Source organism: Ensifer meliloti, assembly GCF_030064585.1.
In the GTDB taxonomy this organism is placed as follows: domain Bacteria; phylum Pseudomonadota; class Alphaproteobacteria; order Rhizobiales; family Rhizobiaceae; genus Sinorhizobium; species Sinorhizobium meliloti.
In genome coordinates this window covers 2,613,806-2,639,536 of the sequence record NZ_CP120365.1, presented here as the reverse complement: position 1 = coordinate 2,639,536, position 25,731 = coordinate 2,613,806, and the positions used below count along the sequence as shown (strand labels likewise).

Below are 25,731 nucleotides of genomic sequence, written 5' to 3'. Positions count from 1 at the left end.
ATATGGGCCGCCCGAAGGGTTTTGCACAAATCGCCCACTGCCGGCGGCTTTTCCCTTGCAAAGGGGGCAACCCTTTGCTGCGGAAAAATCCTTGGCATTGACCGATTTGTGCAAAATCAAACCCCTATCCATAAGTGTCCACAGGTCCTAGGTGTCAGCCGAGCCTTGAAAGCAGAGAGGCAAGCGCGCCTGCCTCTTCTTCGCCGAGCTTTGCGCCGACGTGACGCGCGATCGATGGCCCATAGGTCTGCCACATGCGCTCCCGCATCGCACGGCCCTTCCCGGTGACGACCACCCAGCAGCCGCGCGCGTCCTCGTCGAATGCCTCTCGCTGCACGAGGCCTTCCTTCTCCAGCCGGTCGATCAGGCGGGAGAGGTTGTATTGGGCAAGCAGCGTGCGGGCTTCGATCTCGAAGGGGCGCAAACGGCCGCCTTCGGCCTTCACGAGCTCCCACAGCACGTCGTACCAGCCAAGCGGCGGCAGGCCCGCCGCCTTGAAGTCCCTTTCGATGGCCGAAAGCGCGCGTCGCTGCGCCCGCATCAGACCGATCCATGCCTCTGTCGCGGCAGCGGTCGGCTCGCTGCTATCCGTCCTCTTCACGCCCATAGATGCAATTACATCCATATTGACGCGTTTGGCAAGCCGCGTTATATGCAGACGCATCTAAATACCGACAGGAGACGACCATGACGGCGCAGCTCACCCTGATCAGCCACCATCTCTGCCCCTATGTGCAACGCGCTGCGATTGTGCTGCACGAAAAAGGCGTGCCCTTCGAGCGCGTCGATATCGATCTCGCCAACAAGCCCGACTGGTTCCTGAAGATCTCGCCGCTCGGCAAGGTGCCGCTGCTCCGCATTTCACAGGATGGCGGCGAAGCGATCCTCTTCGAGAGCACCGTCATCTGCGAATATCTGGAGGAAACACAGGCCGGACCGAAGCTGCATCCCGCCGATCCGCTGATGCGGGCGCGCCATCGCGGCTGGATGGAGTTCGGCTCCGCAATCCTCTCCGACCTCTGGGTCTACGAAACAACGCAGGACGGAGCCACGCTCGAAGCCAAACGCAACGTGCTCAAGTCGAAGTTCGCGACCGTCGAGGCGGAACTCGGCAGCGGCCCCTATTTTGCAGGCAGCGCCTTCAGCCTTGTCGACGCCGTCTTCGCGCCGATCTTCCGCTATTTCGACGTGTTCGACACGATTTCCGACAGCGGCGTCTTTCAGGGCCTGCCGCGCGTCACCGCCTGGCGCGAGGCGCTGGCCGGGAGGCCGAGCGTGAAAGCCGCGGTCGGCGAGGACTACCCGCAGCGGCTGATGGCCTTCCTCGAGAAGCACGAGGCAGCGCTGCTCAAGACGGAAAGGGTGGCTGCCTGAAGGAGCTTCTGTTTTCGGCGGAACCGGTCTAAAACCGCTGACATCCGCAAGAAGACGCGCAGGAGCAGCCATGAACGCCCCCCTCCAATCCACAAGGAATCCAATCGATCCGGTCAAGCTCGAAAAGCTCGCCGAGGTCGCCATCAAGGTCGGTCTGCAATTGCAGAAGGGCCAGGATCTGGTGATGACCGCGCCGATCGCGGCGCTGCCGCTCGTGCGCCTCATCACCAAGCACGCCTATATGGCAGGCGCCGGACTGGTGACGACCTTCTATGCCGACGAGGAAGCGACGCTTGCCCGCTATGCCCATGCGCCGGACGAGAGTTTCGACCGCGCCAGCGACTGGCTTTACGAGGGCATGGCCAAGGCCTATGCGGGAGGTGCTGCGCGCCTCGCCATCGCCGGCGACAACCCGATGCTGCTTTCGGCTCAGGATCCGGCGAAGGTCGCCCGCGCCAACAAGGCGAACTCGATCGCCTACAAGCCGGCGCTCGAGAAGATCTCCAACTTCGACATCAACTGGAACATCGTCTCCTATCCGAACCCCTCCTGGGCGAAGCAGATGTTCCCTGACGATCCCGAGGCGGTTGCCGTGGAAAAGCTGGCAAATGCCATCTTCGCCGCCTCGCGCGTCGACGTCGGCGATCCGATCGCCGCCTGGAAAGAGCACAATGCCAATCTGCACCGCCGTTCGGCCTGGCTGAACGAGGAGCGCTTCGCCGCGCTGCATTTCACCGGCCCCGGCACCGACCTCACCGTCGGGCTGGCGGACGGCCACGAATGGCATGGCGGCGCCTCGGTCGCCAAGAACGGCATCACCTGCAATCCGAACATCCCGACGGAAGAGGTCTTCACTACGCCGCATGCGCTGCGCGTCGAAGGCCATGTGTCGAGCACGAAGCCGCTCTCCCATCAGGGCACGCTGATCGACAATATCCAGGTGCGCTTCGAAGCCGGCCGCATCGTCGAGGCCAGGGCGTCACGCGGCGAGGAGGTGCTGAACAAGGTGCTCGACACCGACGAGGGCGCCCGAAGGCTGGGCGAAGTGGCGCTGGTGCCCCATTCCTCTCCGATCTCGGCCAGCGGCGTCCTCTTCTACAACACCCTCTTCGACGAGAACGCCTCCTGCCACATCGCGCTCGGCCAGTGCTATTCGAAGTGCTTCCTCGACGGGGCGAGCCTCAGCCAGGAGCAGATCCGCGCCCAGGGCGGCAATTCGAGCCTGATCCATATCGACTGGATGATCGGCTCGGGCGAGGTGGACATCGACGGGGTTCGTGCGGACGGCGCCCGTGTGCCCGTCATGCGCAAAGGCGAGTGGGCCTGACACTGCGGGCCCGATGAGCCCCTCAACCGCCTGCCGGCAACCTTCTCCCCGCAGGCGGGGAGAAGGGACAAGCGGCCCCAACTGAACCCCGTACTCACCGCCCCGCCCGAGGGAGCGAACGGGCGCGGCATATCCCTTCTTGCTTCCTTGTGTTGGTTACGCCGGCTTGTTGCCGCCAAGCGTGGAAACGGTTCCCGCCAGAGGAGTATATGTCCCTACTAGCTCGCTCGGGGGAGAGGGTTAGGGGGCGGCTGCCGCGCGGCGAGCGGTCTGTGCGTACTGGCTCATCCACACGCTTGCGAAGACGGTTGCGATCCCAAGCACCTGCACCGCCGTCAGCTGCTGATCGAGCACGCCCCAGCCGATGAGGATCGCGACGACGGGGCTCAAGAAGCCGAGCGGCGAAACCTGGGAGGGTTCGAGCCGCGACAGCCCCCGGAACCAGAGAAGGTAGGTGAAGGCGGTGCCGATCAGGCCGAGATAGGTAAAGCCCATAATGTTTGTGGTAGTGAGCGGCGGCAAAGAGGGTTCCAGCAGGAAGGTGACCGGCACCAGAAGCAGCCCGCCGGCCGCCAATTGCCAGGCGGTGAAGGTGAGCGGCGAGACCGGCGGCGTCCAGTGTCGGCTCAGCACGGTGCCGAAAGCCATGGAGACGGCGCCTGCCAAGCCGGCCGCGACGCCCACCGGATCCAGCGCCGCTTTTGGCGTGAGCACCAGGAGCGCGACCCCCGCCATGCCGGCAATGCCGGCAACGACGCTCAACGCCCGGGCCGGCGAGCCGAGAACGATGCGCGACAGGACGATCACGATCAGCGGCTGAATGGCTCCGACGGTTGCGGCTACACCGCCGGGCAGCCGGTAGGCGGATACGAAAAGCATCGTTTGAAAGAACGAGAAGTTGAGCGCGCCGAGCACGAAACTGCGCGCCAACCACACACCCGTCGGCATCTGCCGGACGACAAGCAGCAGCAGCAGCAGTCCTGCCGGAAGCGCCCTCAGCATTGCGACCGTGACCGGGTAACCGGCCGGCAGGAATTCCGTTGTGACCAGATAGGTACTGCCCCATATGGCCGGCGCTATGGCCGTGAGCAGAATATCGGTGCTGCGCGTACCCATCTCTTCACCTCAAGAATCTTTAGATCAAGATAACTCTACTCCAATTTATCTTGACGTCAAGATACATGGAGGCTACGACTTCGGGAAGGTCGAAACGTTCACTCAGGCCGCTGATGCAGACGGATATGGATCACGTTGACAAAATCCTGGCGCAGTGGCGCAGAGAGCGGCCGGAGCTCGATGCGACAGCCATGGGTCTGCTCGGTCGACTGTCGCGGCTCCGGGCTCATCTCGCTCGTGAGGTAGAAAGCACCCTTGCCGATCACGGCTTGAACTCGGCGAGTTTCGACGTGCTCGCAACGCTGCGGCGCTCCGGTCCGCCCTTCCGGCTCTCGCCGGGCGATCTGCTGGGAACGACGATGGTCACCTCCGGCACGATGACCAACCGCATCGACCAGCTCGAGAAAGCCGGGCTGGTCGAACGCCTGGACAATCCGGAAGACCGGCGCGGTGTCCTCATCGCTCTGACACCGGAGGGTCTCAAGCGCGTGGACGCGGCGGTCACTGCCCATGTCGCCAACCAGCAGCGCCTCGTTGCGGGCCTCGAACCCGATGAACGGGAGGCTCTGGACGCGCTGCTCAGGAAATTCCTCGCGGTCTTCGAATAGGTCGCCGGTCAGATCCGGCTCACCAGAGCCCTCACACGCTCGATATGACGCTTCCGCTTCGCCTCCGTCACCCGATCCATGTCGTGCAGAGTGACCATGCGGAAGTCGAGCCCCTTGCCACAGAAGGCGGCGATGCCGCGCTTCAGCAGCCGCCGCACCGGATTTCCCATGTAGAGATGCACGACCCACCAGGGGGACCCGGTACTGGTCAGCGCCCAGAATAGCCTGATGTTGCGGAGGCGGGGAACGATACGGCCGCCTGCCGCATCATGGTCGAAAGCGACCCCGGGCGCGAAGACGCGATCGAAGAAGCCCTTGAGGATCGCCGGGAAATTGAACCACCATTGCGGAAAGACGAGCACCAGTCCGTCCGCCGCCTTCAGCCGCTCGATCCAGGGGGAGACCCCGGATGCGTCGTAATCTTTATCGAAATAACTGCCCCGCTCGGCCACGGTCAGCCGCGGATCGAAGCCTTCGCGATAAAGGTCGAGCAGATCGACCGTATGGCCCCTGGCCTCGAGCGTTTCCCGGGCAATGCGGGCGACACTCGCAGCGAAGCTCTCCTCGAGCGGATGGGCGAGCACCATCAGGATATGCATCAGAAGAGGCTGCCCTGCTTCGTCGGCTCGCCGGAGCGTGCAGGCCGCTTCTTCGGCGACTGCGGCGCAGTGCCGTCCTCACCGGCGACCGCCGCGATGCGGCCATCGGCGAATTCCAGCGAAAGCGCCATCCCGGGATGCACGGCAGCCGCCTGTTTAACCGGCTCGCCCGCGGCATCGCGCACCAGCGCGAAGCCGCGCTGCAGGACGCTGTGATAGGAGAGCGACTGCAGCACGCGGTCCTGTGCTGCAAGCGCGCTTTTCATCCTGCGCAGATCGGCGGCGATCGCCGCATCCCCACGCCTGCCCAGGCTGGAAACGCGATCCGATGCGCGATGAATCTGGCCGATCAGCCGCGACGGCAGAACGCGGAGCGAGGCATCGGCAGACGAAATGCGCTGAGCGCCACGTTGAACCTTACGCTCGACGATGCGCTCGGCCCGGTTGACGGCATCCAAGACGCGCTGACGGCGATCGACGATCCTTGCCGTCAGGAGCTCCGGCCGTAGATGGGCCGCATTGCGTTCGAAGCTTCGCCGCTTGTTGGCGGTGTTCATCTGCAGGCCGCGGCCGAGTCCGGCGGCCGCCTCGTCGAAGCGACGCCGAGGCAAGGCGAGCAATTGGTCCAGCGAGGGCAGCGCCCGCGCAAGCGAGCGCAGCGTCTGGCGGCGATTGTCCATCTGCCGCGCCGCGGCGCCCTTGAGCCGGGCTGCGAGACTGGCGAGTTGGGCCTCGAGATCGGCCTTCACCGGCACCGCCATTTCGGCCGCACCGGTCGGCGTCGGCGCCCGCTGGTCGGCCGCATGGTCGATCAGCGTCCAGTCCGTCTCGTGACCGACGGCCGAGATCAGAGGGATGGCGGAAGCCGCCGCGGCGCGCACCATCGCCTCGTCGTTGAAGCACCAGAGATCCTCGAGGCTGCCGCCGCCGCGCGCGACGATCAGCACGTCTGGCCGGGGAATGGAGCCGCCCGGCCGCAGCGCGTTGAAACCCTCGATCGCCGCCACGATCTCATCGCAGGCGCCGTCGCCCTGCACGCGCACCGGCCAGACGATGACATGGACCGGGAAACGGTCGGCAATGCGGTGCAGGATGTCGCGGATCACAGCTCCGGTCGGCGAGGTCACGACGCCGACGACCCTCGGCATGAAAGGCAGCGGCCGCTTGCGGCCCGCATCGAAAAGGCCCTCCGCCGCAAGCTTGCGCTTGCGTTCCTCGATAAGCGCCATCAGCGCCCCGGCACCGGCCGGCTCAAGCGAGTCGATGACGATCTGATATTTGGACGAGCCGGGGAAGGTCGTGACCCTGCCGGTCGCGATGACCTCCATCCCCTCCTCCGGCCGGAACTTCAGCCGCGCGAAGGTGGTCTTCCAGACGACCGCATCGATGCGGGCGCGATCGTCCTTCAGGGCGAAATAAGCGTGTCCCGAGGAATGCGGGCCGCGGTAGCCGGAAATCTCGCCCCGCACGCGGACATGCTCGAAGGCCTGCTCGACCGTGCGCTTGATCGAGCCGGACAATTCCGACACCGAATATTCGGCGACGTTGGAGGGAGATTCGGAATCAAAGAACGAAGTCATGCGTCACTTGTAGCCGACACCGCGGCGAAGATCAGCAGCGAGGCGTAGCTATCTGCGGATTTTCTGCATCGTTTCACTGTTTCATCGAACCAGCGAAACGATCTTCCGGACGGAAAATCTATTGGACGTCGCGCCCGCCCTGCCCGAAGAAGCGCCGGGTCGCGTCGTCGGCCGGAAAGAAGGATTCGATCAGAACGCCCTCAACAAGCGCGTCCTGAGTCGAGCCGAAGGTCGAGAGCGTCGTGATGAAGCTAAGCGCCGCGTCACCGAGGCGCAGCTCGATGGGCAGCACCGGCAAGCGGTCTGTCGCCGGGAAGTTCTCGATCGCCACCGCCACCGCCGGGTCGGCAACCAGCCTGTTCAGCCTGCGCTGCAAGGGGCTGCGCGGCCCCTGCAGCCACGCCTCCATGCGAACCCGCTGAACGAGATCGGCTGCGGCGGCTTCCCAATTGACCACGAGGCTGCGGACGCTCTCTGCACCGAGAAAGCCGTCGAGGAAGTTCTCCCCCGGCTTGAACGGAACGCCCGTGGCGTCGACGAGCGCCTGGAAAGCCGGATTGGTCAGCAGCACCGTATACTGGTGGTCGAAAACGAGGCCCGGATAGGGATCGTGCCGGTCGAGCATCAGCCGGATGGCATGGGCGACGGCCGGAGGCATTGCATCGAGGCCCGTTGCCGGCCGCGCCGCAACGCGCGGCCGGTAGCCCGCCGCGGTGAAAAGCGTGCCCTGTTCGCGCGCGGGGACGTCGAGAACCGAGGCGAGCCGCAGGATCATTCCCTCGGACGGCTTGGAGCGGCCGGTCTCCAGAAACGATAGATGGCGCGCGGAAATGCCCGCCGCCATCGCGAGATCGAGTTGGCTCATGCGGCGATGTCCTCGCCATTCCTTCAGGCGGCTGCCGAATTCCATTGATATCTTCCCTGTTGCGGGGGGCAGCCTCGCCCGAACGCGGCACAAAATCCATTACCTCGGAGGTAATTGGTTTGATGACCGCTCTGGTCCAGCATCTGCCCATCGACAACCGATGGAGACAGACATGTTCGATCTTTCCACCCGCTCTCTTCTCAACAAGACGTTTCTCGCCGACGGCATCTTTTCGCTGATCGCCGGCTCGGCTCTCCTCGCGGCAGCGCAGCCGCTGGCGGCGGTCGTCAGCCCCGCCCTATCGCCTGCGGTGATCATGGCGCTCGGCGCCGGGCTCCTCGTCTGGGGCGCCTTCCACCTCGCCACGGCCAGAAAAGGAGGGCCGAGCGCCCTCGCAACACGGATCAGCATCACCGGAGACATCCTGTGGCAGGTCGGAAGCCTCGCCATTCTTGCGTCTGCCTATTCCGCCTTGACGGTCGCAGGAATGGCGCTGATCGTCGTTGCCATGGTCGGTGTCGCCGACTTCCTCTTCTTCAAGATGCGGGGCGCGTCTCAGGCGCGGCTGCTCCAGGCCGCATGAATGGATAGGCCCGGCGCAACGTGCGCCGGGCCTATCCTTCAGCCGGCTTCAGACGGGCTCCCAGCCGTCTTTTTCGCTGGCGCGATAGATCGCGTCGATGAACATCTGGTTCAGGCGCGAGTTTTCCAGTGTCACCACGTCCTCCGCTTCACCTTTCGCAGCACGTGCGAAGGCCTCGGCCTCGAGCTTGTACTGACGCGCATCCTGGAAGCGGAAGAGCTGCGACTGGCCGTGGTTCTGGTTGGTCAGTTCCACCTCTTCCCGGCCGTAGCGATCGGCATTGAAGGGCGACTTCACCTCGATGTAGCCCTTGTCGCCGTGGAAGACCATGACCTGGCGGGCGGCGAGCTGTGTCGAGATATAGAAGCTCAGTTCGAAATCTCCGAAGTCGGCACGAACGCTCGAATAGACGTCGGTGCCGAATTCCGGATCGCGCTCGGTATTGGCCTGCACGCGCAGCGGCTCCTTGCCGGTCGAAAACCGGGTCGTGATTGCCGGATAGACGCCGATATCCGGCAGACCTCCGCCGCCGAGCGACGGGACGTTGCGCATGTTGCCGGGATCGCGGTTGTAATAGGTGAAGGCGCCCTGGACATGCCTGAGGCGCCCGATGGCACCTTCCGCGATGAGCGAGCGCACCTTCCGCCAGACGGGGCTGTAGGTCACCATATAGGCTTCCGAGATCAGCACCTTGTTGCGCTCGCGCGCCGCGATCACGGCGTCGATCTCTTCGGCCTTCAGCGCCAGCGGCTTCTCGCAAAGTACATGCTTGCCGGCATCCGCCGCCTTGATCGCCCATTCGACATGTTGCGACGTCGGCAGCGGGATATAGACGGCGTCGACCGTGTCGGAGGCGAGCATCTCCTCATAGGAGCCGAAAGCATGCGGCACGGAGAAACGGTCGGCCATGGCCCTCGCCTTGGCGAGATCGCGGCTCGCGATCGCCGTGACAACGCAGTTCTCGGCGTCCTGGATCGCGGGTACGACGAGCTCGCGGCCGATCTTGGCCGTCGACAAAATTCCGAAACGCAGCATGAGGCAAACTCCTTTTCGTGCGCGGCGCGAAGGACGCGCGACACTCCCCTGGGCACAAGCTGCGCGAGACTATCCCCGAGGTACGTACCTAGCAAGCCGTGGCGAGGTCAGAAAAACCACGAATGCAGGTGTCATTCGATGGCGAGCTGGCCTATGTTTTTGCCGCAATCCTCCCAATCGCAGCTTGTTTTCATCCAACCACATGGAGCGAAACCATGGAAATGCGCAGACTTGGCCGTACCGGCCTCTCGATTGCCCCGCTCGTCTTCGGCGGCAACGTCTTCGGCTGGACCGCGGATGAGAAAACATCGTTCTCGCTTCTCGACGCCTTTTTCGATGCGGGTTTCAATGCCGTCGACACCGCCGACGTCTATTCCTCCTGGGCGCCGGGCAACAGAGGCGGCGAATCGGAAGCGATCATCGGAAAATGGCTGAAGCAATCCGGACGCTCGCGCGATAGCGCCGTCATCGTCACCAAGGTGGGTTCGGAACTCGGACCGGACCGCAAGGGCCTCTCGCGGCGCTGGATCATGCAGGCAGTCGAGGATTCACTGCGACGCCTGCAGACCGACTATATCGACCTCTATCTCTCCCACTGGCCGGACCCCGACATACCCTATGACGAGACGCTTGCCGCCTACGATACGCTTCTCTCCCAGGGCAAGCTGCGGGCGATCGGCGCATCGAATCTCGACGCGCAGCAGATGCGCGATGCTCTCGACGTTGCGGCCGGGAAGGATCTGCCCCGCTACGACGTGCTGCAGCCCGAATACAATCTCTACGACCGCGCTTCCTATGACGTTCCGCTGCGCAATCTCTGCATCGCCGAGGAGATCGGCGTCATCACCTATTTCAGCCTTGCGAGAGGCTTTCTTTCCGGCAAGTACCGCTCGCACAAGGATCTGGAGGGCTCCGCCCGCGGCGGCGGCGTCAAAAAATATCTCGACGGACGCGGCATGCGGATTCTCGGCGTCTTGGATGAAATCGCCGAGGAGACCGGCGCGAAACAGGCGGAGATCGCGCTCGCCTGGATCATCGCCCGCGAGGGCGTCACCGCACCCATCGCCAGCGCCACCAATCCCGACCAGCTGGCAAGCCTGGTGAGATCGGCGGAATTGGCGTTGCCGGAAGAGGCGATAAGGCGGCTGAACGAGGTGAGCGAATAGAGGGACGTTCTCGATTTTCCCGAAGAGGAAGGCCCCTCCCCGCAGGTGGGAGGGCTAGGCCGGCGGACCGGGCGGCATCTAAGCCCCTCCCCCTTGTGAGACCCTTGTGGGGAGGGGTTGGGGAGAGGCGAGTGCCCCGAACGCAATCGTCGGAAAGCCTTCGTAAAGATGCGCATGGCTGCCTTCGTGGTTGGCCATGCCGGGCTTGGTCAGCAGCCCGCGCGGCTCGGCATAGCTGCTGATTCTGCGCCGCGGCCTCTCGTGCCACTGGATGTTGAAGGCCCAGAGCTTGGGAAAGAAACAGAGCGAGGCGTAGGGAAGGTGGTCGTGAATCCACCACGCCAGGCTTTGCCAGCCGCCTTCGTGACGCTCCCGGTCCCAGACCCAGGGAATGGCGATGCAGGCGGTGGCCCCAATGCAGCCCTCCGCATCGCGCATGTCCCAGATATGGTCGGCTGCCGTTGCCGCATTGGTCGAGCAGTTGAGCCTGTTGGCGTTGCCGAAGGCGTTCACCGCGCGGTTTCGGTAGGCAGAGCGGATGTGCAGCCGACCGAAGGTCGCCTCGAGCGGCTCCAGAAGTTCCTCGCAGAGTTTCCGTCCGGCCTCGATCGCCAGTTCCGGATCGTCGGGGATATTCGGGATCCGGTAGAACTCCGCGATTTCGGAGTGAAGAAAATCGCGCAGGAAAAAGTTCTTCGAGAGGCGTACGCGCCCGAGGTCTTCGAGCGATTTCATCGACCCGGGTTTCTTCATGCTTCCCCGCTTCAGAGCACTTCCAGGAAAAGTATGTAACGGTTTTCCGTCCGGAAGTGCGTTAGATCAAACGGTTAGAGCATTTCAGTGTTTCCCTGAAACAGTGAAATGCTCTAGCTCCTGTGCTCACGCTCTGCGCTCACGCCTTCGTCACCGAAGCGCCGCCGTCGGCCAGCAGCGCAGCGCCGGTCACGAAGCTAGCACCGTCCGAGGCGAGATAAAGCGCCGCTTCGGCGATTTCCTCGGGTCGCGCGATGCGCTTCAATGCATGCAGCCCTTCCACGAAACCGCGCGTCTCGGGCGCCGCTCCCGGCAGGTTCGCGAAATTGGCAGGCGTGTCGGTGCCGCCGGGCAGCAGCGCGTTCACGCGAATGCCGCGCGCGCCGAGTTCGACGGCCAGCGCCTGCACCAGCCCGATCAGCCCCGCCTTGCTCGCCGCATAGGGGGCGACCCCGGCAAAGCCGGCCGTGTGGCCGACGAAGCTCGAAGTGACGGTGAGCGAACCGCCGCCCCGTGCCGCAATTGCCGGAACCTGATATTTCGCCGCCAGGAAGGCGCTCGTCAGATTGGTATCGAGCGTCTCGCGCCAGCCTTCTACGCTAAGCGACGAGATCTCTCCCATCGCACCGAGCGCCCCGGCATTGTTGAAGGCGGTATCGAGGCCGCCGAAGCGGCGCACCGCCAGTTCGACCAGCGCCTCATGCAGGGCTTCGTCGCCCACGTCGCCGGCAAGCGCTGCCGCCTCACCGCCCTCTCCGGCGATCTCGTCGGTAAGCTCCGCAAGTGCATTCCCGTTGCGGGCGGTAACGACGACCTTTGCCCCCTCGCGTGCAAAGAGCAGCGCCGCGGCGCGGCCGATACCTGAGCTTGCGCCGGTGACGATCGCGATTTTACCTTCCAGTCTCGACATGGTTCTTCTCCGTCCGATTGCGTTTACGGCGGGACCATTGCCGATGCGCCACGCTGCAACCACCCGATTTCCGCCTGAGGTGAAACGGACACCTATCGCGCAAGCGGCGGAATTGACCCACGCCTCACGCGCTTTTTGCAGTCGCGAGGAACAAATCTTCGCCCTTTGCTGTTGATTGCGGGTCGAAGGCAACACGAAGCAGACGAGGAAGGAAACGGAAATGGCCAAAGAAAAGACGCTGGACGACCTCTTCCACGATACGCTCAAGGACATCTATTATGCCGAGCGGAAAATCCTGAAGGCTTTGCCGAAGATGGCACGCGCCGCCCAGGCCCCTGAGCTCAAGGCCGCGTTCGAGAAGCACAAGGAGCAGACCGAGACCCATGTGGAGCGGCTGCAGCAGGTATTCGAAATGATCGGCAAGCGCGCGCAGGGCAAGACCTGCGAGGCGATCGAGGGCATCGTCGCCGAGGGCGAAGAGATCATGGACGAATTCAAGGGCACCGCCGCGCTCGATGCGGGCCTCATCTCCGCCGCGCAAGCGGTCGAGCATTATGAAATCTCCCGCTACGGCACCCTGAAGACCTGGGCAAAGACCATCGGTCTCAAGGATGCAGTATCGCTGCTCGACGCGACTTTGAAGGAAGAAGTCGTCACCGACGAGGACCTGACGAAACTCGCGATGGCCCAAGTGAACAAGAAGGCCGCGTAAGCTGCCACGACGGCCGGCGCTCCCCGCCGGCCGTCAGCCGCTGTGCCGGAAGAAATCGATGAAGGCCCGGAGCGCCGGACGCATCAGCCGGCGGGTCGGATAATAGAGGAAAGGCCCCGCATAGGGCGCGCACCAGTCCTCGAGCACCCGGACCAATTTGCCCTCAGCCACATATCCGCTGACGCGCGGCTCGAAGAGATAGGCGAGCCCCGCACCGCCGATGGCGGCCTCGATGATCGGCCGGTCCTCGCCCAGAATGAGCGGGCCGTTCACCGAAACGGTCAGTTCCTCCCCCTCTTTCTCGAACTCCCAGCGATATATGGTGCCGTTGGAGAAGCGGCGGCGGATGCAGCGATGGCCCGCCAGATCGCGCGGGTGCCGCGGCCGCTGGAAGCGCTCGAAATAGGAAGGTGCGGCGACGACCGCGCTTTTCAGTTCCGGCCCGACCTTCACCGCCACCATGTCGGCCTCCAGGCTTTCGCCGAGCCTTATGCCGGCGTCGTATCCCTCCTCTACGATATTGGTGAAGCCGTCTTCATTGGCGATTTCGAGGACGATGTCCGGATAGCGCCCGAGAAAGTCGCCAAGGCGCGGCGCAAGAATGAGGTCGGCGGCAAAACGAGGGGCGGTAATGCGCAGTTTCCCGGCCGGACGATCGCGCGCCTCCGCCGCCCGCTGCAGCGCCTCGGCAATGTCGTCGAGCGCCGGACGCAGCCGCTCCAGCAGGCGCTTTCCCTCCTCCGTGGCGGCGACGCTGCGCGTCGTGCGCGCGAGGAGACGAACGCCGAGGCTCGCTTCCAGACTGCCCACGGCGTGACTGACGGCCGATGGGGCGATGCCGAGTTCCTTCGCCGCGCCGCGGAAGCTGCCATGGGCGGCGACGGCGGAAAGGACGGCCAGTTGGGAGAGCTGTGTGCGGTTCATTGATCGAAATAATAGAACAGCCCGTGAGAATTGACAGAGATTTTCAACCGGCCGTGCGGCACCTATCTTCGCCTTGTCGTTGGGCCCGTGGCGAAAGCTTCGGCCCGACAGGCTACTCCATCTTCTTCGCTAACGCCGCAGGCGACCCTAAGCCGCGCGTTCAGCCCGAAAGGACATCCAATGAAGACCCGCAAGCTCGGTAACGAACTCACCGTTTCGGCCGTTGGCCTCGGCTGCATGGGCATGAGCTTCGCCTATGGCGAAGCCGACGAGAGCCAGTCGATCCGCACGCTCCACCGCGCCATCGAACTCGGCGTCGACTTCTTCGATACGGCGGAAGTTTATGGGCCTTATGAAAACGAGAAGCTCCTCGGTAAGGCGCTGAAGGGCCGGCGAGACCGGGTGGTGATCGCCACCAAGTTCGGTTTCCGCATCGACCCGGGCAAGCCCGCCGCCGAGGCGATCAAAGGCGTCGACGGCCGGCCGGAAAATGCGAAAACCGTCGCCGAGGCCTCCCTCAAGCGACTCGGAACGGACGTCATCGACCTCTATTACCAGCACCGCGTCGATCCCGCCGTGCCGATCGAGGAAACCGTTGGCGCGATGGCGGAACTGGTGAAGGAGGGCAAGGTGCGCGCAATCGGGCTTTCCGAGGCAAGCGCCGCCACCATCCGCCGCGCCCATGCCGTGCATCCGATCGCAGCGATACAGAGCGAGTATTCGCTCTGGTCGCGCGATCCGGAACAGGAGGTACTCGACACCTGCCGCGAACTCGGCATCGGCTTCGTGCCCTATAGCCCGCTCGGGCGCGGCATGCTGACAGGCACCATCCGCAAGGTCGAAGACCTCGCTGCCGACGATTTTCGCCGGTCGCTGCCGCGCTTCCAAGAGGAGAACTTCGAGGCCAACGCCGCGCTGGTCGCGACGCTCGAAAGGCTCGCCATGGAGAGAGGCGTTACAGCCGCCCAGCTCGCGCTCGCCTGGGTCGTCAACCAGGGCGAGGACATCGTTCCTATCCCCGGCGCGCGCAGGATCGAGCACCTCGAGCAGAACGTCGCCGCCGCCGGGATCGTCCTCACCGGCAGCGAACGCGCCGAACTCGGCGAAGCGCTCTCGCCGACGCTGGTCGCCGGCAATCGCTACACCGATGCATCGCTGGCGCTGACGAACAGGTGAACCGATGAACCGGTGGCTCTAACGGTTGGATGGGGCATCGCAATTTCGTTGCGATGTCCTACCTATGAGGGTGTCCGCCTTCATCGGGACTGGAACGGCCTGGGGGCGGATAGTCACCACAGGCGTCTACCGTTCCGGAAAGGAGGGATCATCCATGTCCGAAGAGCAGGCCATCAGCGCGGTTGTCCATCTCTATGTCGACGGCATGGCCTTCGCCAATGAGGGAGCGTTGCGCAAGGCTTTCCATCCGAGCGCATCGATCGTCGGCAATTCAGGCGATGCCGTCGAGTGGCTGACACGCGACGCCTTCATCGCCTCCATCGTCAGGGAAGGCGCGGCGCCGCCGGATGCGCAGCCGCTCATGGAAGTGGAGATGGTCCACATCACCGGCGACGTCGCCAGCGTGAAGGTGATCGATGAATTCGCCGGCGCGCGCTATTCGGACTATCTGTCGCTCTTGAAGGTCGACGGGCGGTGGCTGATCGTCAACAAGGTCTGGCACCGGCACGGCTAGAGCTGGATGAGGAAAAGTGTGCGCGGTGAACTCCGCCCCTCATCCGCCTGCCGGCACCTTCTCCCCGCAAGCGGGGCGAAGGGACTCGCGGGACCCTCCTGCTTCTCCATCGGCTACCGGATAGCTGCTGGCGCGCCGCTTGCCCCTTCTCCCCGTCAGAACGGGGAGAAGGTCGCGGCAGCGGGATGAGGGGCCGCACACGACGTAAACCGCACGTCGCGTCTGTCGAAGGGAACTCCGTCACCCTGCCGGCACCTTCTTCCCGCAAGCGGGGCGAAGGGACTCGCGGGACCCTCCTGCTCCTCCACGGCTACCGGATAGCTGCTGGCGCGCCGCTTGCCCCTTCTCCCCGTCAGAACGGGGAGAAGGTCGCGGCAGCGGGATGAGGGGCCGCACACGACGTAAACCGCACGTCGCGTCTGTCGAAGGGAACTCCGTCACCCTGCCGGCACCTTCTTCCCGCAAGCGGGGCGAAGGGGAATCGTGGCCGCCTTGGCACCGTCCCCCTCCATCCATCAGGCGCGCAGCACGCCGCCTGTGCTCTTCGCCACATTGGCGACGATCCGGGCGGTCAGGGCCTCGAAGTCCTCGTCCGTCAGCGTGCGCTCGACCGGCTGGATCGTTACCTCGATCGCTACCGACTTCCTGCCCTCGCCGAGAGATGCGCCTTCGAAGACGTCGAAGACGTTGACTGCCGTTATCAGTTTCCGGTCGGCGCCGGAGGCGGCCCTGACGATCGCGGCGGCCTCGACCCCCTTGTCTACGACGAAGGCGAAGTCGCGTTTGACTGCCTGGAACGGCGAAAGCTCCAGCGCCGGCTTGGTGCGGGTCGCCTTCTTCTTCGGCTCCGGCATGGCGTCGATATAGATCTCGAAGCCTGAAAGCGGTCCGGAGACATCGAGCGCGTCGAGGGTCTTCGGGTGGAACTCCCCGAAAGCGCCGAGGACGATCTTCGGACCGAGCTTGATCGTCCCCGAGCGGCCGGGATGATACCAGGCCGGGCCGCCGGCTTCGAACTGGACATTGGCCATCGGCACGCCACAGGCCTCGAGCACGGCGATGGCATCGGCCTTCGCGTCGAAGACATCGACCGGCTTGCCGCCGCCCTTTACGGCGTTCGACCACAGCCGGCCAGTGCCGTTGAGCGACGCGGTGCCGCGGCGCACGCCGCCGGCGACACGCCGCTGCGCCTCGGGCGTATCACCCTCATAGGTGCCGGAAACCTCGAAAATGGCGACATCGCCATAGCCCTTGTCGGCATTGCGCTGCGCCGCGGCCAGAAGGCCCGGCAGAAGCGACGGACGCATGTCGGACATGTCGGCGGCGATCGGATTGGCGAGCTTGAGTTCCGGCTGGCCGCCACCGAAGAGCTTCGCATGCCCTTCCGGGATGAAGGACCAGGTGACGGCTTCGAGCATGCCGCGGGTTGCAAGCGCGCGCCTGGCCTGGCGCGTGCGGATCTGCAGGGTCGTCAGTATCTTGCCGTTGACGGCATTGTGGCTTGCAAGCGGCGCGGCGACGATGTTGTCGACGCCATGGATGCGCATGACCTCCTCTACGAGGTCCGCCTTGCCGTCGATGTCCGGCCGCCAGGAGGGAACGGTTACCGTCAGGCGTTCGCCGGAGCCCTCGACGCCGAAGCCGAGCTTCCTGAGGATGGAAACGCTCTCCTCGGAGGAGACCTCGAGGCCGGTCAGGCGCCTGACCTCCGAGACCGGGAAATCGACGGACCTGGGCTCGTGGCCGTCATAGCCGACGACGTCCATCTTGGCCGCGGTGCCGCCGCAGAGCTCCAGCACCAGCTCGGTCGCCCGTTCGAGGCCGGGCGCCATGTATTCCGGATCGACCCCGCGCTCGAAGCGGTAGCGCGCATCGGTGATGATGCCGAGCGTGCGGCCGGTCTTGGCGATATTCATCGGATCCCAGAGCGCCGATTCGATCAGCACGTCGGTGGTGTTCTCGTCACAGCCGGAATGCTCGCCGCCCATGATGCCGCCGATCGATTCGACGCCTTCTTCGTCGGCGATCACCACATTGGCCGGCCACAGCGTATATTCGCGCGTGTCGAGCGCCAGTACCTTTTCGCCTTCCCTTGCACGGCGGACCGTCAGGTTGCCCGCGACCTTCGCTGCGTCGAAGACGTGCAGCGGCCGACCCTGGTCGAAGGTCAGATAGTTGGTGATATCGACCAGCGCGTTGATCGGGCGGAGGCCGATGGCCGACAGCCGTTGGCGCATCCAGGCGGGGCTCGGGCCGTTCTTCACGCCGCGCACGAGGCGAAGCGCGAAGCCGGGGCAGAGATGCCTGTCCTCGCCCAGATCGAGTCGAACCTTGACGGGCGTCTCGCCTTCCACGGCGAAGGACGGCGCCGGCCGCGTCTTCAAGGTGCCGAGGCCGGATGCCGCGAGATCGCGGGCGATGCCGTGGACGCTGGTGCAATCCGGCCGGTTTGGCGTCAGGTTGATCTCGATGACCGGATCGTCGAGGCCGGCATAGTCCGCATAGCTGGTGCCCAGAGGCGCATCCTCGGGCAGGTCGATGATGCCGGTGTGATCGTCGGAGATCTCCAGCTCCTTTTCCGAGCACATCATGCCGCGGCTCTCGACACCGCGGATGTTGCCGACGGAGAGCGTCACGCCGATGCCGGGCACGTAGGTGCCGGGCGCGGCGAAGGCGCCGACGAGGCCCTTGCGCGCGTTCGGCGCGCCGCAGACGACCTGCACCGGCTCGCCGGAGCCGGTATCGACCATCAGCACTCTGAGCTTGTCGGCATTCGGGTGCTGCTCGGCGGAGATCACCCTGGCGATGACGAAGGGCTTGAAGGCCGCCTTGTCGTCGACATCCTCGACTTCCAGCCCGATCATCGTCAGGCGGGCGCAGATTTCCTCGAGCGAGGCGTCGGTTTCCAGATGGTCCTTCAGCCAGGAGAGCGTGAACTTCATGATGTCACCTGTGTCCTTGATTTTCTGCGCGGGTCACGCCGAGAGGCCGCCGAAGAGCGTCGGCATGTCGAGCGGGCGGAAGCCGTAATGGGTCATCCAGCGGACATCGGCATTGAAGAAGTCGCGCAGGTCGGGCATGCCGTATTTCAGCATGGCGATGCGGTCGAGGCCCATGCCCCAGGCGAAGCCCTGATATTCGTCCGGATCGAGGCCGCCGGCCCTGAGCACGTTCGGATGCACCATGCCGCAGCCGAGGATCTCCATCCAGTCCTTGCCCTCGCCGAACTTGACGATCGGGCCGGAGCGGTCGCACTGGATGTCGACCTCGAAGGAGGGTTCCGTGAACGGGAAGAAGGACGGGCGGAAGCGCATCGTCACCTGATCGACCTCGAAGAAGGCCTTGCAGAATTCCTCAAGCACCCAGCGCATGTTGGCGACATTCGCCGTCCTGTCGATGACAAGGCCTTCCACCTGGTGGAACATCGGCGAGTGGGTCGCGTCGGAATCCTGGCGATAGGTCTTGCCGGGAATGATGATGCGGATCGGCGGCTGCCCGGCCTCCATCGTGCGTATCTGCACCGGCGAGGTGTGCGTGCGCAGCACCTTGCGCTCACCCTTCTCGTCGGGCGCGAAGAAGAAGGTGTCGTGCATCTCGCGGGCCGGATGACCTTCGGGGAAGTTCAGCGCGGTGAAGTTGTAGTAGTCGGTCTCGATATCCGGTCCCTCGGCAATCGAGAAACCCATGTCGCCGAAGATCGCGGTGATCTCGTCGACGATCTGGCTGATCGGATGGATGCGGCCGCGCTCGGCCGGCGAGGACCGGACGGGCAGGCTGATGTCCACCGTCTCGCGCGCCAGCCGTTCGGCGATCGCCGCATCCTTGAGCGCCGTCTTGCGGGCGGAGATCGCCTCCGTCACCGTGTTCTTCAGCGCATTGATGCGCGCGCCGCGGGTCTGGCGTTCCTCCGGGCTCATCGAACCGAGCGTCTTCAGCAATTCCGAGATCGATCCCTTCTTGCCGAGCGCGCCGACGCGCACCGCCTCGATCGCGCCCTCGTCGGCGGCAGCGTCGATTTCCGCCAGCAAGGTCCGTTCCAATGTTTCCAGTTCGCTCATTCTGTCCTGCCTCGATGCGGTTCGTGTATCGGTTCGACCCTTCGGCGACAGGATCGCGCCGCGAGCCGAACAAGAAAAACCCGCGCCAGCCCTGCCAGCGCGGGTTTCCCAACAATTTCAGAAACGGTCTTGGGAAAACGCTGGCTTAACGGACAGCGCTTTCAAACTCGTTTGCCGTGCCGGCTTCCTTGAGATAGGCGAGCGCCTTCTTGGAAGCTTCGACCAGGGCGCCGAATGCTGCCGGCTCATGGATCGCCATGTCGGACAGAACCTTGCGGTCGACTTCGATGCCGGCCTTGTTCAGACCGTCGATGAAGCGGCCGTAGGTCAGGCCGAACTCGCGGACGGCAGCGTTGATGCGCTGGATCCAGAGCGCGCGGAAATTGCGCTTGTTGACCTTGCGGTCGCGGTAAGCAAACTGCTTGGAACGATCCACCGCTGCCTTGGCGGCGCGGATGGTGTTCTTGCGGCGGCCGTAGAAGCCCTTGGCGGCCTTGAGCGTCTTCTTGTGCTTGGCGTGGGAGGTTACGCCGCGTTTTACACGTGCCATGTCATGATCTCCTTAAAATCCAAATCGCCAGACGTCTTAAAGACCGTTAGGCAGGTAGTTCTTGACGACCTTCTTGCCATCAGGCTCAGCGAGAACCATGGTTCCGCGCGCGTCGCGAATGAACTTGTTGGACCGCTTGATCATGCCGTGGCGCTTGCCAGCAGCAGCAGCTCTAACCTTGCCGGTTGCGGTGATTTTGAACCGCTTTTTGGCAGACGATTTCGTCTTCATCTTGGGCATTTTGCTACTCCATTGTTCTTGATATGCGAAACAGGCAGACGAAGCCCATTTCCAGCGTTAAGAACGGCCACGGCATGCCCTGCCGGACCGTTCGGACGGGGGCTTATAACCGCACATCCCGGAAAAGGCAAGCGGTCCGGAGGACGCTCGCGCGTAAGCCTTGCCAAAAAGGAAAGCCGCCCCACGAACTCCTCCCGGGGCGGCTTCACCAAGCGTGTCTGGTCTATCAGGCTCCGCCGATCACTTCGGCGCAAGCACCATCATCATCTGGCGGCCTTCGAGCTTGGGTTCGGCTTCCACCTTGGCGATTTCCTGGGTGTCGTCCTTGACCTGCATCAGAAGTTTCATGCCGAGTTCCTGGTGGGCCATTTCGCGGCCGCGGAACTTCAGCGTCACCTTGACCTTGTCGCCTTCCTCGAAGAAGCGGTTCATGGCCTTCATCTTCACCTCATAATCATGGGTGTCGATGTTGGGGCGCATCTTGATTTCCTTGATCTCGACGATCTTCTGCTTCTTGCGCGCCTCGGCGGCTTTCTTCTGGTTCGCGTATTTCAGCTTGCCGAGGTCGAGGATCTTGCACACCGGCGGATCGGAGTTCGGTGCGATCTCTACGAGGTCGAGACCGGCCTCGTCCGCCATGCGGAGCGCCTGGTCGATCGGAATGCTGCCCAAGTTCTGGCCTTCGGCATCGATAAGCTGAACCCGGGGGACCCGGATTTCCTTGTTTGCGCGCGGTCCTTCCTTGACTGGAGCGTCCGCTTTGAAGGGTCTGCGAATGGTCGTACTCTCCTCGAGCTATTGATAGTAAATATTCGGTCAAACGGTCAGCGCGATCTCAAACAGAAGCGCTTGAAACAGTCACTGACGGCAATGTGTGAATTGCGGCTCCAGAGTCAATAGCATGGCCCGCAATGAAAATCATCCTCTGTCGATACCCGAAAGAATCTGTTTTAGAAGGAAATCCGTCATTACCAGGCCTTCAGGAGTTACTCGATGTCAACGACGCCGGCTGAAACCGAGATCACGCGGATCGAAGTAGGAACGGGCGCTGCGGCGAGAAGCATCGCCATGCGTATCTTCCGCACCGGAAATCCGCCGGATATGAAAGACGGGGATCCACGGCATCCGGCGCTGGTCTGGCTCGGCGGCTATCGATCGGACATGACCGGGACGAAGGCGGTGGAGGTCGAGCGGCACGCGCGCGAGGCCGGCACCGACTGCATTCGCTTCGACTATTCCGGCCACGGCGCGTCGGACGGCGACTACAGGGACGGCACGATCTCGCGCTGGGTCGAGGAGAGTCTCGCCGTGATCGATCACGCCGCGACGGGGCGCATGATCCTGATCGGTTCCTCCATGGGCGCCTGGGTCGCGCTGTGCCTTGCCGAGAAGCTCAAAGGCGGCGCCCATCATGGAGAAGGTGGGGTCGGCCGCCTCTGCGGCCTCGTGCTGATCGCCCCGGCCCCGGACTTCACCGCCGAGCTCATCGAGCCCAATCTTACCGACGCCGAAAGGACCTCGCTCGCCGAACGGGGTTATTTCGAAGAGCCATCGGAATACAGCCCCGAGCCCAATGTCTTCACCCGCGCGCTGATCGAGGATGGCCGCAACAACCTCGTCATGAAAGGGCCGATCGAAACCGGCTGCCCGGTGCATATCCTCCAGGGCATGCGCGATCCGGACGTCCCCTACACGCATGCCCTCAAGCTGATGGAGCACATGCCGGCCGACGACGTCGTCATGACCCTGATCCGCGACGGCGACCACCGGTTGTCCCGCGAGGAGGACATTGCCAAATTGAAACAGGCGATCGACGCCATGCTGACCAAAGCCTGAGCGCGCGGTTAATCCATCCGGCCTAATCAAAGTTCCCTGAGATCGCTTCGCAAGGCACAGCCAAGCCCTTGCGCTGGCGGGTTTCTGCGTCCGCCTGCCGCGAACCTTAACCATAAAACGGACTAGTCCGAATCAGGCGATTGACTCCGACAAGCGGAGTATATTAACTCTTTATTAACGATTAGAGCAGCGCAGGGGAAATTCCTAATAAAGCTGTCGACAACTTTTGATTGCGCGGATCGATCCGGAAGGTACGGATGCGGGCGCGTTGCAGGGGATCTGTATGGCGTCTTGGACCGGGGTTAAGGCAAGTTTCGCAGCGCTGTGTGCGCTTTTCATTTCAACGAACACGGCAATTCCCGCACAGGCGGGAGCTACTCCCTGGATGCAGACCGGCGCGGTGACCTCGCAGCCGATCGGGCATTACGAGTTCTGTCAGAAGTACAGGGGCGAGTGCAACGTCCGTTCGAAGGCTAAGGTGCCGCCGCGTGTCACCGCCGGCGGCTGGGCCGCCATTCGGCAGGTCAACGCCTCCGTCAACCGGCAGATCGCGCCGGTAACCGACATCGAGCTTACCGGCCGGGACGAGGTGTGGTCCTATCCGGGGAGACAGGGCGATTGCGAGGACTTCGCGCTCGAAAAGCGCAGACGCCTCATGCAGAAGGGCTTCTCCGCCGGCAACCTGCTGATGACTGTCGTGCGCAAGCCCGATGGCGAGGGCCATGCGGTGCTGACGGTCCGCACAGCTCAGGGCGACTTCATTCTCGACAATCTCGACGATGGGGTGAGGCTGTGGACGCACACGCCCTACCGCTTCCTCAAGCGCCAGGCGACGAACCACAGCGGCCGTTGGGTCACCATCGACAATAGCGGGGAAGTGCTCGTCGGTTCCGTCGGAAACTGATCCTGCCGAAACAGCTCCTTTCAAAAAGGCCGCATCCTGCGGCCTTTTTTGTTGCGTGTCGGTGAAATCGCTCGGATACCCGCAAGCGGACGCTGGCGTAACGCGCACGCCTCCACAAAGCTCCTCATTCCTGTGCTCCTTGGGCTGACAGAACGCTTCCCGCGCCGCAGACGTGGCGCTGCCGGATCTCTGTGACAAGCACAGAGAATGAGGGAGGAGCGGTTGCGGTCTCTAAGCATTCCCTATGACGATGCCGGCGGCAAGAACCAGCCCGCCACCGAGCACCACCTGGAAGGCGGCCCTCAGGAAGGGCGTTTCCATGTAGCGGTTCTGAATGAAGGCGATTGCCCATAGTTCGAAGAAGACGATTGCCGCCGCCGTCATTGTCGCGGTCCAGAAATGCGGAATGAGATAGGGCAGAGCGTGGCCGAGACCGCCGAGTGCCGTCATGATGCCCGAGGCAAGCCCGCGCTTGACCGGCGAGCCGCGGCCGGAAAGCTTGCCGTCATCATGCGCCGCCTCGGTGAAACCCATCGAGATGCCCGCGCCGACGGAGGCCGACAGGCCGACGAGAAAGGTCTGCCATGTATCCTGCGTGGCGAAGGCTGCGGCGAAGATCGGCGCGAGCGTCGAAACGGAGCCATCCATCAGGCCCGCGAGGCCCGGCTGCACATAGGTGAGTATGAACTGGCGGCGTGAGGTCTCATCTTCCTCGTGGCGCACGTCGACCGGCGTATGCTTTTCGCCGAGCCGGCGGGCGAGCGATTCATGCGACTTCTCGGCAATCGCCAGATCGCCCAAGAGCTTGCGCGTCGCCGCGTCCCGCGTGCGCGCCGCGGCCTCGACGTAAAACCGGTGCGCCGCCTCCTCCATCGCCTCGGCTTCCGCGCGCGCCTTCTCGATCGGCATCTCGGCGATCAGCCAATCGGGCTTGCGCTCCGGGAAATCGCGCACGTGCTCGCGCCTAACGAGCGGGATGCGGTTGCCGAAACGGGCGACATGCAGGTCGATCAAGGCCTGACGGTGATGGCTCTCCTCCTCCGCCATTTCCTCGAAGACCTTTGCGGAATGGGGATATTTTGCGCGCAGAGCGTCGGCATAGGCGAGATAGATGCGCCCATCGTCCTCTTCCGAGGATATGGCGAGGGCAAGGATTTCCTGTTCGCTCAAGGACAGGAACGGGCGTTTGTAACGGGAGAAAAGTCGGGAGAGCATCACGAAGCCTTCTTTAGAATAATTCTAAATAGGCGCCGATTCATGACGCGTCAAGGCTGCGGATCGGCGGCACCGCGTCTTCTTCGACGGTGTCCGAACTATATGATCGGCGTCCGCAACCCCTCCCCACAAGGGTCCCACAAGGGGGAGGGGCTTCCCCGCGGCACTCTCCGCGCCAAAACGATGGCGACGCGGTGACGGTAAGGCAAGTTAAGCCCCTCCTCCTTGTGGGGAGGGGTTGGGGAGGGGTAAGCTTGGGATTGAGTTAAACCGCCAGATCGAGGGCCTTTTCCTTTTCGATATAGGTGCGCTGCAGATCGGTGACGTAGTCGCGAACGATCGGCGCCGCGTCTCGTGAACGCGACAGCTGCATATGGAAGACGAGCTGGCTGCCGGTGCGGAACATCATTTCCGCGCTGATCAGGTAGAACTCCCACATGCGGGCGAAGCGCTCGTCATACATCCCCACCACCTTGTCGCGATTCTCATCGAAGCGCGCGCCCCAATGGGCGAGCGTCGTCGCATAGTGCACGCGCAGGAATTCGAGATCGGTCACCCACAGGCTGTTGCGTTCGACCACCTCGAAGACCTCCGACAGTGCCGGGGAATAGGCGCCGGGGAAGATATATTTCCGCAGCCAGGCGCTTGCCATGCCGGGCGGGCTCATATGGCCGATCGAATGGAGCACGGCCAGCCCGTCATCCGGCATCAGCGCATTCAGTTTCTTGAAGAACTCGTCGTAGTGATGGACGCCGACATGCTCGAACATGCCGACCGAAACGATCCGGTCGAACGGCCCCTCGACATCGCGATAGTCCTTGAGCTCAAAGCGCACGCGGTCGGCCATTCCGGCCGCACGTGCCCGCTCGGAGGCGAGCGCCTGCTGTTCCCTGGAAAGCGTGACACCCAGAACCTCGACGTCTTCGAGCGCGGCCAGATAGAGGGCGAGATCGCCCCAGCCGCAGCCGATGTCGAGCACCCTCATGCCCGGCTTCAGACAGAGCTTTGCCGCAAGCAGCCGCAGCTTGTTGCGCTGCGCAGCCTCCAGCGTCTCGTCCGGCTCGCGGAAATAGGCGCAGGAATAGAGCATGTTCTCGTCGAGGAACAGCTTGTAGAAATCATTGCCCAGATCGTAATGATGCGCGACGTTCTGCTGCGCCTTGCCCTTGGGATTGGCCTGCTGGCGCTTGCGGAAACGCATTTTCACCGCCCGCAACAGCTTCTGGATCGGATAGGAGCCGAGCGACAGGCGGTTGATCGAAAAGAGCGTCAGGAAGTCCCGCAGCGTCGAGCCTTCCTCGAACCGCATGGTCCCGTCCATATAGGCTTCACCGGCGGCCAGCTCGGCATTGAAGACGAGGCTGCGATAGAGTCGCTTGTCGGTCAGCCGCATCGTCACGCTCGGCCCCGGCTCGCCGGCAAAGACGTGCCTCTTGCCGTCGGCATCGATTACCGTAAGCGTCCCCTTGCGAATGAACGACTTCATCATATGCGATAGTGGAAACATGCAGTGCCGCACCTCTCATCCCGATCCAGAGGGCGGCATCCTAAAGCACATCCAGGAAAAATGTGTAGCGGTTTTCCGTGCGGACGTGCGTCGTTTCAACGTGCTGGAGCGTTTATGAAATGCGGGCCGGATTTGCGGCTACGCACGGGAAACGAAAACGGGGACGGCAGTCAAAGACT

At 63.5% G+C, this 25,731-nt stretch carries 26 protein-coding genes; 10 read left to right on the top strand and 16 right to left on the bottom strand.

Annotated elements, in window-relative coordinates; all coding sequences use genetic code 11:
• Positions 1-154 precede the first annotated feature (154 nt).
• The gene (locus PZL22_RS19580) at positions 155-607 is read right to left on the bottom strand and encodes a MarR family winged helix-turn-helix transcriptional regulator (protein ID WP_004435420.1); all 453 of its coding nucleotides are present in this window, start codon (positions 605-607) and stop codon (positions 155-157) included.
• A gap of 80 nt (positions 608-687) precedes the next feature.
• Between PZL22_RS19580 and PZL22_RS19575 the strand changes: the two genes are divergently transcribed.
• Positions 688-1,374 (top strand): glutathione S-transferase family protein, encoded by a 687-nt coding sequence (locus PZL22_RS19575; protein WP_004435423.1) that lies wholly within the window; start codon positions 688-690, stop codon positions 1,372-1,374.
• Between the two features lie 70 nt (positions 1,375-1,444).
• Positions 1,445-2,701: an aminopeptidase gene (locus tag PZL22_RS19570; RefSeq protein WP_004435431.1), complete on the top strand. Its 1,257-nt coding sequence runs from the start codon at positions 1,445-1,447 to the stop codon at positions 2,699-2,701.
• Between the two features lie 240 nt (positions 2,702-2,941).
• On the opposite strand, the gene PZL22_RS19565 is transcribed toward PZL22_RS19570, so the two are convergent.
• Positions 2,942-3,817: an EamA family transporter gene (locus PZL22_RS19565; protein WP_004435432.1), complete on the bottom strand. Its 876-nt coding sequence runs from the start codon at positions 3,815-3,817 to the stop codon at positions 2,942-2,944.
• 113 nt (positions 3,818-3,930) lie between these two features.
• On the opposite strand from PZL22_RS19565, the gene PZL22_RS19560 reads away from it, so the two are divergent.
• On the top strand, positions 3,931-4,425 hold the full coding sequence (locus tag PZL22_RS19560) for a MarR family winged helix-turn-helix transcriptional regulator (protein WP_010968485.1): 495 nt from the start codon (positions 3,931-3,933) through the stop codon (positions 4,423-4,425).
• Positions 4,426-4,433: 8 nt separating this feature from the next.
• On the opposite strand, the gene PZL22_RS19555 is transcribed toward PZL22_RS19560, so the two are convergent.
• The 3 genes from PZL22_RS19555 to PZL22_RS19545 form a co-directional block, all read right to left on the bottom strand.
• On the bottom strand, positions 4,434-5,024 hold the full coding sequence (locus tag PZL22_RS19555) for an NAD(P)H-dependent oxidoreductase (RefSeq protein ID WP_004435438.1): 591 nt from the start codon (positions 5,022-5,024) through the stop codon (positions 4,434-4,436).
• Positions 5,024-6,604: an exodeoxyribonuclease VII large subunit gene (xseA, locus tag PZL22_RS19550; RefSeq protein WP_004435440.1), complete on the bottom strand. Its 1,581-nt coding sequence runs from the start codon at positions 6,602-6,604 to the stop codon at positions 5,024-5,026. Before xseA ends, PZL22_RS19555 begins: the two co-directional genes overlap by 1 nt.
• 118 nt (positions 6,605-6,722) lie before the next feature.
• A complete protein-coding gene (locus PZL22_RS19545; protein ID WP_004435442.1) occupies positions 6,723-7,514 on the bottom strand; it encodes a helix-turn-helix domain-containing protein in 792 nt (263 codons plus the stop codon).
• Between the two features lie 127 nt (positions 7,515-7,641).
• Between PZL22_RS19545 and PZL22_RS19540 the strand changes: the two genes are divergently transcribed.
• Positions 7,642-8,052, top strand: a complete 411-nt coding sequence (locus tag PZL22_RS19540; RefSeq protein WP_004435446.1) for a hypothetical protein — start codon at positions 7,642-7,644, stop codon at positions 8,050-8,052.
• Positions 8,053-8,100: 48 nt separating this feature from the next.
• Here the strand turns inward: PZL22_RS19540 and PZL22_RS19535 are convergent, their stop codons facing one another.
• A complete protein-coding gene (locus tag PZL22_RS19535) occupies positions 8,101-9,087 on the bottom strand; it encodes a Gfo/Idh/MocA family protein (protein ID WP_004435452.1) in 987 nt (328 codons plus the stop codon).
• Between the two features lie 215 nt (positions 9,088-9,302).
• Between PZL22_RS19535 and PZL22_RS19530 the strand changes: the two genes are divergently transcribed.
• Positions 9,303-10,253 carry an aldo/keto reductase gene (locus tag PZL22_RS19530; protein ID WP_284718540.1) on the top strand — a complete coding sequence of 317 codons (951 nt, stop codon included), beginning with the start codon at positions 9,303-9,305 and terminating at the stop codon, positions 10,251-10,253.
• Positions 10,254-10,331: 78 nt separating this feature from the next.
• Here PZL22_RS19530 and PZL22_RS19525 read toward each other — a convergent pair whose 3' ends face one another.
• Together PZL22_RS19525 and PZL22_RS19520 are read right to left on the bottom strand one after the other, a co-directional pair.
• Entirely contained in the window at positions 10,332-11,006 is a 675-nt protein-coding gene (locus PZL22_RS19525) for a hypothetical protein (protein WP_033048670.1), read from the bottom strand.
• A 139-nt stretch (positions 11,007-11,145) separates the two neighbouring features.
• Entirely contained in the window at positions 11,146-11,916 is a 771-nt protein-coding gene (locus PZL22_RS19520) for an SDR family oxidoreductase (protein WP_004435456.1), read from the bottom strand.
• Positions 11,917-12,136: 220 nt separating this feature from the next.
• Here PZL22_RS19520 and PZL22_RS19515 point away from each other — a divergent pair, with 220 nt between their 5' ends.
• On the top strand, positions 12,137-12,628 hold the full coding sequence (locus PZL22_RS19515) for a YciE/YciF ferroxidase family protein (protein WP_004435461.1): 492 nt from the start codon (positions 12,137-12,139) through the stop codon (positions 12,626-12,628).
• A 33-nt stretch (positions 12,629-12,661) separates the two neighbouring features.
• Here PZL22_RS19515 and PZL22_RS19510 read toward each other — a convergent pair whose 3' ends face one another.
• Positions 12,662-13,552, bottom strand: a complete 891-nt coding sequence (locus PZL22_RS19510; protein ID WP_004435466.1) for a LysR family transcriptional regulator — start codon at positions 13,550-13,552, stop codon at positions 12,662-12,664.
• Between the two features lie 180 nt (positions 13,553-13,732).
• Between PZL22_RS19510 and PZL22_RS19505 the strand changes: the two genes are divergently transcribed.
• Together PZL22_RS19505 and PZL22_RS19500 are read left to right on the top strand one after the other, a co-directional pair.
• Complete coding sequence (locus tag PZL22_RS19505) at positions 13,733-14,728, top strand: aldo/keto reductase (protein ID WP_004435470.1); 996 nt, start codon at positions 13,733-13,735, stop codon at positions 14,726-14,728.
• Between the two features lie 154 nt (positions 14,729-14,882).
• On the top strand, positions 14,883-15,242 hold the full coding sequence (locus PZL22_RS19500; protein ID WP_004435473.1) for a nuclear transport factor 2 family protein: 360 nt from the start codon (positions 14,883-14,885) through the stop codon (positions 15,240-15,242).
• Between the two features lie 515 nt (positions 15,243-15,757).
• Here PZL22_RS19500 and pheT read toward each other — a convergent pair.
• The 5 genes from pheT to infC all read right to left on the bottom strand — a co-directional run bounded on the left by pheT (position 15,758) and on the right by infC (position 20,867).
• A complete protein-coding gene (gene pheT / locus PZL22_RS19495; protein ID WP_004435475.1) occupies positions 15,758-18,184 on the bottom strand; it encodes a phenylalanine--tRNA ligase subunit beta in 2,427 nt (808 codons plus the stop codon).
• A gap of 33 nt (positions 18,185-18,217) precedes the next feature.
• Positions 18,218-19,300, bottom strand: coding sequence for a phenylalanine--tRNA ligase subunit alpha (gene pheS / locus PZL22_RS19490; protein WP_004435478.1), 1,083 nt, complete (start codon positions 19,298-19,300; stop codon positions 18,218-18,220).
• A gap of 145 nt (positions 19,301-19,445) precedes the next feature.
• Entirely contained in the window at positions 19,446-19,850 is a 405-nt protein-coding gene (gene rplT, locus PZL22_RS19485; protein ID WP_004435481.1) for a 50S ribosomal protein L20, read from the bottom strand.
• Between the two features lie 36 nt (positions 19,851-19,886).
• Positions 19,887-20,090 (bottom strand): 50S ribosomal protein L35, encoded by a 204-nt coding sequence (gene rpmI / locus PZL22_RS19480; RefSeq protein WP_004435490.1) that lies wholly within the window; start codon positions 20,088-20,090, stop codon positions 19,887-19,889.
• A 240-nt stretch (positions 20,091-20,330) separates the two neighbouring features.
• The gene (gene infC / locus PZL22_RS19475) at positions 20,331-20,867 is read right to left on the bottom strand and encodes a translation initiation factor IF-3 (RefSeq protein WP_014527030.1); all 537 of its coding nucleotides are present in this window, start codon (positions 20,865-20,867) and stop codon (positions 20,331-20,333) included.
• 216 nt (positions 20,868-21,083) lie between these two features.
• On the opposite strand from infC, the gene PZL22_RS19470 reads away from it, so the two are divergent.
• Both PZL22_RS19470 and PZL22_RS19465 read left to right on the top strand, forming a co-directional pair.
• Positions 21,084-21,926, top strand: a complete 843-nt coding sequence (locus PZL22_RS19470) for an alpha/beta hydrolase (RefSeq protein ID WP_033048672.1) — start codon at positions 21,084-21,086, stop codon at positions 21,924-21,926.
• 283 nt (positions 21,927-22,209) lie between these two features.
• Complete coding sequence (locus tag PZL22_RS19465) at positions 22,210-22,830, top strand: transglutaminase-like cysteine peptidase (RefSeq protein ID WP_010968472.1); 621 nt, start codon at positions 22,210-22,212, stop codon at positions 22,828-22,830.
• Positions 22,831-23,061: 231 nt separating this feature from the next.
• Here PZL22_RS19465 and mbfA read toward each other — a convergent pair whose 3' ends face one another.
• The gene (mbfA, locus tag PZL22_RS19460; protein WP_004435498.1) at positions 23,062-24,045 is read right to left on the bottom strand and encodes an iron exporter MbfA; all 984 of its coding nucleotides are present in this window, start codon (positions 24,043-24,045) and stop codon (positions 23,062-23,064) included.
• Between the two features lie 265 nt (positions 24,046-24,310).
• Positions 24,311-25,552: a cyclopropane-fatty-acyl-phospholipid synthase gene (gene cfa1 / locus PZL22_RS19455; protein ID WP_004435499.1), complete on the bottom strand. Its 1,242-nt coding sequence runs from the start codon at positions 25,550-25,552 to the stop codon at positions 24,311-24,313.
• Positions 25,553-25,731: the final 179 nt, after the last annotated feature.

What these genes read in the sequence shown, in the direction of transcription:
- PZL22_RS19580 (WP_004435420.1), bottom strand. Translation starts at nt 607, where the DNA reads ATGGGCGTGAAGAGGACGGATAGCAGCGAGCCGACCGCTGCCGCGACA.
- PZL22_RS19575 (WP_004435423.1), top strand. Translation starts at nt 688, where the DNA reads ATGACGGCGCAGCTCACCCTGATCAGCCACCATCTCTGCCCCTATGTG.
- PZL22_RS19570 (WP_004435431.1), top strand. Translation starts at nt 1,445, where the DNA reads ATGAACGCCCCCCTCCAATCCACAAGGAATCCAATCGATCCGGTCAAG.
- PZL22_RS19565 (WP_004435432.1), bottom strand. Translation starts at nt 3,817, where the DNA reads ATGGGTACGCGCAGCACCGATATTCTGCTCACGGCCATAGCGCCGGCC.
- PZL22_RS19560 (WP_010968485.1), top strand. Translation starts at nt 3,931, where the DNA reads ATGCAGACGGATATGGATCACGTTGACAAAATCCTGGCGCAGTGGCGC.
- PZL22_RS19555 (WP_004435438.1), bottom strand. Translation starts at nt 5,024, where the DNA reads ATGCATATCCTGATGGTGCTCGCCCATCCGCTCGAGGAGAGCTTCGCT.
- xseA (WP_004435440.1), bottom strand. Translation starts at nt 6,604, where the DNA reads ATGACTTCGTTCTTTGATTCCGAATCTCCCTCCAACGTCGCCGAATAT.
- PZL22_RS19545 (WP_004435442.1), bottom strand. Translation starts at nt 7,514, where the DNA reads ATGGAATTCGGCAGCCGCCTGAAGGAATGGCGAGGACATCGCCGCATG.
- PZL22_RS19540 (WP_004435446.1), top strand. Translation starts at nt 7,642, where the DNA reads ATGTTCGATCTTTCCACCCGCTCTCTTCTCAACAAGACGTTTCTCGCC.
- PZL22_RS19535 (WP_004435452.1), bottom strand. Translation starts at nt 9,087, where the DNA reads ATGCTGCGTTTCGGAATTTTGTCGACGGCCAAGATCGGCCGCGAGCTC.
- PZL22_RS19530 (WP_284718540.1), top strand. Translation starts at nt 9,303, where the DNA reads ATGGAAATGCGCAGACTTGGCCGTACCGGCCTCTCGATTGCCCCGCTC.
- PZL22_RS19525 (WP_033048670.1), bottom strand. Translation starts at nt 11,006, where the DNA reads ATGAAGAAACCCGGGTCGATGAAATCGCTCGAAGACCTCGGGCGCGTA.
- PZL22_RS19520 (WP_004435456.1), bottom strand. Translation starts at nt 11,916, where the DNA reads ATGTCGAGACTGGAAGGTAAAATCGCGATCGTCACCGGCGCAAGCTCA.
- PZL22_RS19515 (WP_004435461.1), top strand. Translation starts at nt 12,137, where the DNA reads ATGGCCAAAGAAAAGACGCTGGACGACCTCTTCCACGATACGCTCAAG.
- PZL22_RS19510 (WP_004435466.1), bottom strand. Translation starts at nt 13,552, where the DNA reads ATGAACCGCACACAGCTCTCCCAACTGGCCGTCCTTTCCGCCGTCGCC.
- PZL22_RS19505 (WP_004435470.1), top strand. Translation starts at nt 13,733, where the DNA reads ATGAAGACCCGCAAGCTCGGTAACGAACTCACCGTTTCGGCCGTTGGC.
- PZL22_RS19500 (WP_004435473.1), top strand. Translation starts at nt 14,883, where the DNA reads ATGTCCGAAGAGCAGGCCATCAGCGCGGTTGTCCATCTCTATGTCGAC.
- pheT (WP_004435475.1), bottom strand. Translation starts at nt 18,184, where the DNA reads ATGAAGTTCACGCTCTCCTGGCTGAAGGACCATCTGGAAACCGACGCC.
- pheS (WP_004435478.1), bottom strand. Translation starts at nt 19,300, where the DNA reads ATGAGCGAACTGGAAACATTGGAACGGACCTTGCTGGCGGAAATCGAC.
- rplT (WP_004435481.1), bottom strand. Translation starts at nt 19,850, where the DNA reads ATGGCACGTGTAAAACGCGGCGTAACCTCCCACGCCAAGCACAAGAAG.
- rpmI (WP_004435490.1), bottom strand. Translation starts at nt 20,090, where the DNA reads ATGCCCAAGATGAAGACGAAATCGTCTGCCAAAAAGCGGTTCAAAATC.
- PZL22_RS19470 (WP_033048672.1), top strand. Translation starts at nt 21,084, where the DNA reads ATGTCAACGACGCCGGCTGAAACCGAGATCACGCGGATCGAAGTAGGA.
- PZL22_RS19465 (WP_010968472.1), top strand. Translation starts at nt 22,210, where the DNA reads ATGGCGTCTTGGACCGGGGTTAAGGCAAGTTTCGCAGCGCTGTGTGCG.
- mbfA (WP_004435498.1), bottom strand. Translation starts at nt 24,045, where the DNA reads ATGCTCTCCCGACTTTTCTCCCGTTACAAACGCCCGTTCCTGTCCTTG.
- cfa1 (WP_004435499.1), bottom strand. Translation starts at nt 25,552, where the DNA reads ATGTTTCCACTATCGCATATGATGAAGTCGTTCATTCGCAAGGGGACG.